This is a genomic window from Phytohabitans sp. LZ39 (assembly GCF_059359075.1).
This window is the reverse complement of sequence record NZ_JCADBM010000065.1, coordinates 1-883: the sequence shown is the minus strand read 5'-3', so window position 1 is coordinate 883 and position 883 is coordinate 1. Positions and strand designations below refer to the sequence as shown.

Below are 883 nucleotides of genomic sequence, written 5' to 3'. Positions count from 1 at the left end.
GTGGCGGCGATGACGGTGCCGGTTCTGGCAGCGGCTCGGACGATGGGAAGATCGTTCTCGGGTTTTCCCAGGTCGGTGCCGAAAGCGGCTGGCGTACCGCGAACACCAAGTCGATCCAGGACTCGGCCAAGGAAGCCGGGATCGAGCTGAAGTTCTCCGACGCCCAGCAAAAGCAGGAAAACCAGATCAAGGCGATCCGCTCGTTCATCCAGCAGAAGGTCGACATCATCGCCTTCTCCCCGGTGGTCGAGTCCGGCTGGGACACCGTGCTCAAGGAAGCCAAGGACGCCGACATCCCGGTCATCCTCACCGACCGGGCCGTCGACTCCCCGGACACCAGCCTCTACAAATCCTTCCTCGGCTCGGACTTCGTCGAGGAAGGCAAGAAGGCCGGCGACTGGCTGGTCAAGGAGTACGCCAGCAGCACCGACCCGGTCAACATCGTCGAACTGCAAGGCACCACCGGCTCCGCCCCGGCCAACGACCGCAAGAAGGGCTTCGGCGACGTCATCGCCGCCGAACCCAAGTTCAAAATCATCGCCTCACAAACCGGCGACTTCACCCGCGCCAAGGGCAAAGAAGTCATGGAAGCCTTCCTCAAGGCCAACCCCGACATCGACGTGCTCTACGCCCACAACGACGACATGGGCCTGGGCGCGATCGAAGCCATCGAAGGCGCCGGCAAGAAACCCGGCACCGACATCAAAATCATCACCGTCGACGCCGTCCGCGACGGCATGCAAGCACTCGCCGACGGCAAAATCAACTTCATCGTCGAATGCTCTCCCCTGCTCGGCCCACAGCTGATGGAACTGGTCAAGAAGGTCAACGCCGGCGAAGCCGTCGAACCCCGCATCATCACCAAGGAAACCACCTTCACCCA

The 883-nt window shown here is 62.2% G+C and carries 1 protein-coding gene; it reads left to right on the top strand.

All coding sequences use genetic code 11. The features are described 5' to 3' along the window. A partial coding sequence (locus AC5L36_RS45360) for an ABC transporter substrate-binding protein (RefSeq protein ID WP_441225324.1) occupies nt 1–883 on the top strand: 883 nt, incomplete at both ends.